This window comes from Halanaerobium kushneri (genome assembly GCF_900156285.1).
GTDB classification, from domain to species: domain Bacteria; phylum Bacillota; class Halanaerobiia; order Halanaerobiales; family Halanaerobiaceae; genus Halanaerobium; species Halanaerobium kushneri.
In genome coordinates, this window is record NZ_FTNC01000015.1 from 65117 (window position 1) to 71759 (window position 6643).

The 6643-nt window shown below is 31.2% G+C and carries 9 protein-coding genes; all 9 read left to right on the plus strand.

What is annotated here, in order from left to right:
• Positions 1 to 69 precede the first annotated feature (69 nt).
• Entirely contained in the window at positions 70 to 660 is a 591-nt protein-coding gene (locus tag BW929_RS10505; protein WP_076545445.1) for a TetR/AcrR family transcriptional regulator, read from the plus strand.
• A gap of 27 nt (positions 661 to 687) precedes the next feature.
• A complete protein-coding gene (locus BW929_RS10510) occupies positions 688 to 1167 on the plus strand; it encodes a flavodoxin family protein (RefSeq protein ID WP_076545446.1) in 480 nt (159 codons plus the stop codon).
• Between the two features lie 82 nt (positions 1168 to 1249).
• Complete coding sequence (locus tag BW929_RS10515) at positions 1250 to 1462, plus strand: hypothetical protein (RefSeq protein ID WP_076545447.1); 213 nt, start codon at positions 1250 to 1252, stop codon at positions 1460 to 1462.
• A 14-nt stretch (positions 1463 to 1476) separates the two neighbouring features.
• The gene (locus tag BW929_RS10520; RefSeq protein ID WP_200805235.1) at positions 1477 to 2067 is read left to right on the plus strand and encodes a nitroreductase family protein; all 591 of its coding nucleotides are present in this window, start codon (positions 1477 to 1479) and stop codon (positions 2065 to 2067) included.
• Positions 2068 to 2088: 21 nt separating this feature from the next.
• Positions 2089 to 2937 (plus strand): class I SAM-dependent methyltransferase, encoded by an 849-nt coding sequence (locus BW929_RS10525; protein WP_084566174.1) that lies wholly within the window; start codon positions 2089 to 2091, stop codon positions 2935 to 2937.
• A gap of 6 nt (positions 2938 to 2943) precedes the next feature.
• The gene (locus BW929_RS10530) at positions 2944 to 3291 is read left to right on the plus strand and encodes a hypothetical protein (RefSeq protein ID WP_076545449.1); all 348 of its coding nucleotides are present in this window, start codon (positions 2944 to 2946) and stop codon (positions 3289 to 3291) included.
• Between the two features lie 132 nt (positions 3292 to 3423).
• Positions 3424 to 4362: an NADP-dependent oxidoreductase gene (locus BW929_RS10535; protein WP_076545450.1), complete on the plus strand. Its 939-nt coding sequence runs from the start codon at positions 3424 to 3426 to the stop codon at positions 4360 to 4362.
• Between the two features lie 283 nt (positions 4363 to 4645).
• The gene (locus tag BW929_RS10540) at positions 4646 to 5422 is read left to right on the plus strand and encodes an enoyl-ACP reductase FabI (RefSeq protein WP_076545451.1); all 777 of its coding nucleotides are present in this window, start codon (positions 4646 to 4648) and stop codon (positions 5420 to 5422) included.
• Between the two features lie 976 nt (positions 5423 to 6398).
• Positions 6399 to 6557, plus strand: coding sequence for a trimeric intracellular cation channel family protein (locus tag BW929_RS10545; protein WP_234978094.1), 159 nt, complete (start codon positions 6399 to 6401; stop codon positions 6555 to 6557).
• Positions 6558 to 6643 lie beyond the last annotated feature (86 nt).

A 6643-nucleotide genomic window follows, 5' to 3' on the forward strand; every position in this document is an offset into this window, starting at 1 on the left:
TATAATATCATAAATCGAACAACGTTCTAAACGGTGATTCAAACAATATTTTATTCTGGAGGAATGATTATGAAAAGAGAGGATTCAGATACAAAAAATAAAATAATCGATGTTACTATTGATTTAATTAAAGAAAAGAAAGATGTCAGTAAAATAACAATTCGTCGTATTGCAAAAGAAGCTGGAGTAGCAACTAGTATGATAAACTATCATTTTCAGACTAAGGTTAATTTAATCAATAAAGCGGTAGAATCTTATATTAGTAATATTATAACTAATGCAGGTGAGCAGTATCAGGATAGAGATTTTACTCCTGAAAAAAAAGTTAGAATGAGGTTAAAACAGGCTGCAAAATTTTTAGCTAAGAATCCAGGAATAGCTAGAGTATCTATTTTAAATGATTTAAATAGAGGAGATGAAAGTGATAACAGCAGTCAACTCCTACATTCTATTTTTGCTCAGTTAAAAGAAGTTTATGGAAGTGAAAAAGATGAGCTGGATCTTAAAATTTTAGCAGAACAGCAGTTAGCAACAGTTCAGCATATATTTTTGCGGGCTGAGATATTTAAGAAAGTGACTGGAATGGATTTTTATGATGATCAGGAGAGAGATGATTTGATGGATAAGGTTCTTGATAATATTTTGGTAAAGAAAGAATAAATAAATAAGAAAAAGGAGAATTCTGAGATGAAAATACTGGCTGTAATTGGAAGCCCCAAAGTTAAGGGGCAGGGGTATAAGGTTGTTGAAAAAGTGGAGAAAGAAATGAAAAGACTTGGCGACATAGATTTTGAATATTTATTTCTTAAAAAAGCCAATTTAGAATTGTGTCGTGGTTGTTTTTTATGTGTTGCAAAAGGAAGTAAGTTCTGCCCGATAGAAGATGATATGGCAGAGATTAAAGAAAAAATTGAAAATGCAGATGGAGTGATCTTAAGTTCACCAGGATATGTTTATAATGTAAGCTGGTTGATGAAAAATTTCATTGATCGTTTTGCTTACTGTAATCATCGTCCACAATTTTTTGATCAAAAATTAATGCTGATCGCCAATTCTGGAGGAGCAGGTATGAAGGAAACTATAGAGGCAATGCGCAACACTTTTGGAGTTGGACCGAAAATAGTTGATGAAATAACTTATATGACTCCCCCCCTGGGAGCTAGCTGATAAGGCAGAAGCTAAACAAGAAAAAACTGTAAATAAAGCAGCAAAAAATTTTTATAGTTCAATATTAAATGGAAGAAGAGAAGTGCCGGGTTTTAATAAATATTTCCGCTTCAAATTTTTTAAGAATGTAAGTTCTTCAGTAAAAGATTATCTTCCAGCTGATTATGAATATTATAAGGATAAAGATGAATATTATTATGAAACAAGAATAAGCATATTTAAAAAAATAGCTGTCTGGCTGGCATTAAAAGTGGGGATGATTTTTATGAGTGATCTATCTCCTAAGGATAGTTAAAAGGGAGTAGATATATGATGTTATTAGAATTGTTGAAAAAGAGATCCAGTGTACGTAACTTTTCAAAAAAAGTTATTTCAAAAGAAATCATTGATTATATACTCGAGGCGGGAAGATTATCTCCGTCAGGAGGAAATGAACAACCCTGGAAGTTTGGAGTTATTAATGATAAAAACTTAATAAAAAGAATCTCTGAAATAGCTTATAACCAGGACTGGATAGCAGAAGCATATCTATTAATTGTTTTATGTGCTGATGTAGTAGGAGATGAACGCGGGGGCAGGGATATTCAAAAGGCAAGATTTCCTGAATTAGAAGCTGAAATTGAAAAGATGGAAAGAGAGCTCTATTCTAAACTGAATCAAGAGGAACACCAAAGTAAAATAGCCGGAACGCATATGGTACTGGCAGCATTAGAACATGGTATAGGGTCTACCTGGATTTCTTATTTTAAAGTGGATGAGCTTTCTAAATTACTTGGATTACCCAGGAATTTTATTCCAGCAGAGATTATTGCTTTTGGTTATCCAGAAGATAAGAAAGAAGCCCGCATAAAAAAGAGTATAAATGAAATAGTATTTTATAATAAAGAACTTAATGATTAATTTAAAGAAAGGTGTTGTTAAATGGAGATTAGTAAACTTTTAAAGTTATCACAGAAGCCAAAATTATTTGAGAGGAGTGAGAATTTATTCTGGGATGACCCCCATATTTCTAAAAAAATGCTTGAAGCTCATCTCAATCCTGAGTGGAATGCAGCAAGCAGGAAAATTTCTATTATAAATAAGTCTGTGCAGTGGCTCAATAACGAAGTTTTTATAAATAAAGATCTTAAAATTCTTGATCTTGGCTGTGGCCCTGGATTATATGCTTCTCGTTTAGCAGAACTTGGCTATTCTATAACTGGAATAGATTATTCCAGGCGCTCAATAAATTATGCTAAAAAGAAAGCTAGAGAAGAGAATTTGGATATAAAATATATCTATCAAAATTATTTAAAAATTGACTTTGAATCTGAATTTGATGTTATTATACTTATCTTTTGTGACTTTGGTGCACTTACTAATGAGGAAAGAGATATTTTACTGGCTAAGATTTATAAAGCTTTAAAACCAGGGGGAACATTCATTTTTGATATATTTACTGATAAAAACAGAAATAAAGATGATTTAGGAAGAAGTTGGGAAATAAAAGAAAATGGATTCTGGAGTGAGAATCCATATCTTGCTCTAACAGAAAGCTTTTTTTATGCAGAAGCTGATACATTTTTAGATCAGACTTTTGTAGTGACTGAAGCTGAAGAAATTAAAATTTATAGGCTTTATAATCATTTCTATACTAAAGAAAGTATAAGTAATTTATTAAATAAATTTAGATTTAAAGACCACAGTTACTATTCTGATATAACAGGAGAAAAATATTCTAAAGAATCAGAGACAATAGCTGTGGTGACAAAGAAAGCTGAGGAGGTATAATGAGCAATGGGAAATATTAAATATTCAATTGCCAGTACAGTAGATGAGTTTGAAAATTTAAAAAAGCTAGTAGATGATGTATTTGATGGTGAAGTAAAGGAATTAGCAGATGACCTTTTTTATAAATCCTCAAATCGAAATAAAAATATATATTTTTATGCCTATGATGAAACAAATAATAAATATGTTGGGATTTTATCTTTAATAGATGTAGCTCTTAAATTATTTTTAGGAGAAAAAACAATGAATGAGATTAATAGTTTTTTACCTGATTGTCAGGTTATTCAGGAATATAAAGATTTGATAAATATTATATTCCCTGAAATGTCTTCTCACTTTTATATGAACTATTAATAGATAAATTAGGTATAGTTCTAAATTTTGATATTTAATTTCAGATATGTTATATTAAATTGTAATGATAATCATTATCAGATAAAAATTATATAAATCTGGAATTAAAATAATTAAAAGAAGGTGTTAATTATGAAAGCAATTGTTATTGATCAGTATGGAGATAAAGAAGAATTAGAAGAGGAAGAAATAGCTAAGCCAGAGCCAGAGTCTGATGAAGTATTAATTGAAATTCATGCTGCAGCAGTTAATCCTATTGATTGGAAGTTAAGATATGGCTATCTAAAAGAAAAATTGTCATTAGAATTTCCTATTGTCTTAGGTTGGGATGCAAGTGGGATAGTTAAAAAACTTGGAAAAGAGGTAGAGTCTCTTAATAAAGGTGATCGAGTTTTTGTTCGACCTGAACTTACAAATCGTGGTACCTATGCTGAATATACTACAGCTAAAGAGAATCTGGTTGCCAAAATGCCAGAAAACATTGATTTTAAGGAGGCAGCTGCAGTTCCACTTGCTGGGTTAATTGCATATCAGACTCTTGTAGATGTAGGCAAGTTGGATTCGGGAGATAGAGTATTGATTCATGCTGGTGCTGGTGGCGTTGGTAGCTTTGCTGTTCAAATAGCAAAAAATATGGGGGCATATGTTGCAACTACAGCAAGCAGCAAAAATATAGAATTTTTAAAATCTCTGGGAGTCGATGAGGTAATTGATTATACAGAAGATGACTTTTCTCAGGTGCTGGAAGATTATGATCTTGTTATTGATACTCTCGGAGGAGAAGTCCAGGATAAAAGCTTTGATATTCTTAAAAAGGGTGGTAAGCTGGTTTCAATTGTTGAAGAACCTGACCAGGAAAAAGCAGCTCAGCTTGGAATTGAAGCTAAATTTCACTGGTTAATACCTGATGGAGAAGAACTTTCAGTTCTGGCAGAAATGATTGATGACAATAATTTAAAACCTGTTGTCGGGACGGTTTTCCCATTTTCAGAACAGGGATTAAAAGATGCACATGAGTTGAGTGAAACCCACCATGCAAGAGGAAAAATTGTTATTAAAGTTCGTTCTTAAATTTAAATACCTTTATAAAAATTGATAATTGTAATTGGGGTTATAAAAGAATATTTTAGTTTACTAGTAAAAAATATTATAAATTAAGGATTATCACCTATAGGAAGTTTAAGATAACTTCTTATAGGTTTTTTTATATTTTAATCTTAAATAACAATTTTAAATTGAAGGTATACTTTTATTTTGGAAGAATTATATTAAATATGAAATAATAAAATTTTATTTATAAAAAAATATTCATTTCATCTAAAACCAAATTAATTTATTGCGGGAGGTAATTATCATGGCTGGATTAATGTCAGGAAAAAAAGGAATAATTATGGGTGTAGCAAATAATAAATCTATCGCTTGGGAGACTGCAGAGAGATTAAAGTCAGAGGGAGCAGAACTTATTTTTACCTATCAGAATGAAAAAATTGGAGAAAAGGTTATTCCTTTATTTAAAGAAATTGGAGCCAAAAGCTATCACAGTTTAGATATCACAGATGACCAGGAATTTGAGGAAATTTTTAATAAGATTGGAGAAGAATTTGGAGGAGAATTTGATTTTATTGTCCATGCAATTGCCGGTGGTCCCAACAAAAAAGATTTAAAAGGGAAATATATGGATACTGACCGCAGTAGTTTTCTGCGCAGTATGGAAATAAGTGTTTACTCTTATGTTAAAGCTCTTCAGCTGGCTTATCCTTTTATGAAAGAAAAAGGAGGAGCAGCAGTTACCCTAACATACTATGGAGGAGAAAAGGTGATTCCTAATTATAATGTTATGGGAGTTGCCAAGGCTGCACTGGAATCTTCAGTTAAATACCTGGCTGCAGATCTAGGTCGGGACAATATTAGAGTTAATGCCCTTTCGCCAGGGCCAATTTTAACCAGAGCTGCCAGCGGTATTTCTGATTTTAGAACTTTGATGAAAAACTTCAAAGATAGGTCTCCTATGGGAAGATTGGTCGAGCAGAAAGAAGTTGCTGCAAGTGCTCTTTATCTGCTCAGTGATCTGTCCAGCATGGTAACCGGAGAGATTCTTCATGTGGATGGCGGTTATCATACACAGGGTTAATAATTTTAATTAAATGGTTTTAAAAACAAATAATGCCCCTGTAGAAGTCGAACCTAGGTTCAAGGCTTCAGAGAGTTTTGCAAAGTTCCTTATATTTGTAGTATTCTCTATTATCCCTGCCATAATAGCAATCTTGTGTTGAAAATATCAAATATAGTTGTAAAATACTGTATATTTTACTGCGGTATTTAATGGTGGCTGAAGCTCACTGCGGTGAAATCACGGTGGAAAATCGTATAAAAATAGCATCTCACTTAAAGATGATTTACCCTCAGAGAAACTTCATTTTGTTCAGTAAATAATGGAGCTTTTCTGGAGGTTATATTTTGTATAATATTTTCTTCAGGAGTATCTAATAATTAGATATTATTTCGAGTTTTATGTAATATAATAAGTTTAGACTCAAATAATAAGGTAAAATATCAGGGAGGTGCTGAAAAATGAAAGATAAGAAAAAAGTAGGTAAGAAAAAACCTGAGAAGAAAGAAATTGAAAAGAAAGAAGAAAAGAAATAATTTCTTTAATCAGTCAAAGCTAAACTATGTGTATTTTTCCCTGTAGACTAATAGTGACAGGGTTTTTTTTGTTGAGCTATTTGAGTAGTGCAGTTTATAAGTATTAAAAACCTCTTCACATATCTATAAGTGAGGAAAACTCTAACTGAATGAATTGTTATATGTTTAAAATTATTAAGTTATGAGGTGTACTCGATACGAGCACACCTCATTTAACATTGTAGAATAGATCTTAAAATTTATTCTAAACTGTTATAAAATAACCGCTTGATAGATTATTTTTTTGGTTATAATCTAAAGTTTTTAACAAATATGATATTTTTTATATCGATTTTTTAAAAGGTTAAATGTTATTATTTACTTGAATGAGAAGTGTTTATATTTTATTATATTTATAAACTATAAATGTCTTCTAAAAGCTAAAAATAAATAAATTATAAAAAATAAATCAGGAGGTTAAAATGGAATTTATTTCGATTGTTGATATTATAGGAACTATAGCTTTTGCAATGTCGGGAGCTCTTCGTGCTATAGAAAAGGAGATGGATTATTATGGTATTGCTATTTTTGGAATAACCACTGCAGTTGCTGGAGGAACTATTAGAGATGTTTTAACCTGAATTATTCATAGCAACCACGAAATAAATTGTCAGGCCCAGTATATCAATAATCTATTAAAATATTGTTTTCACCCAGTGGGTGAAAG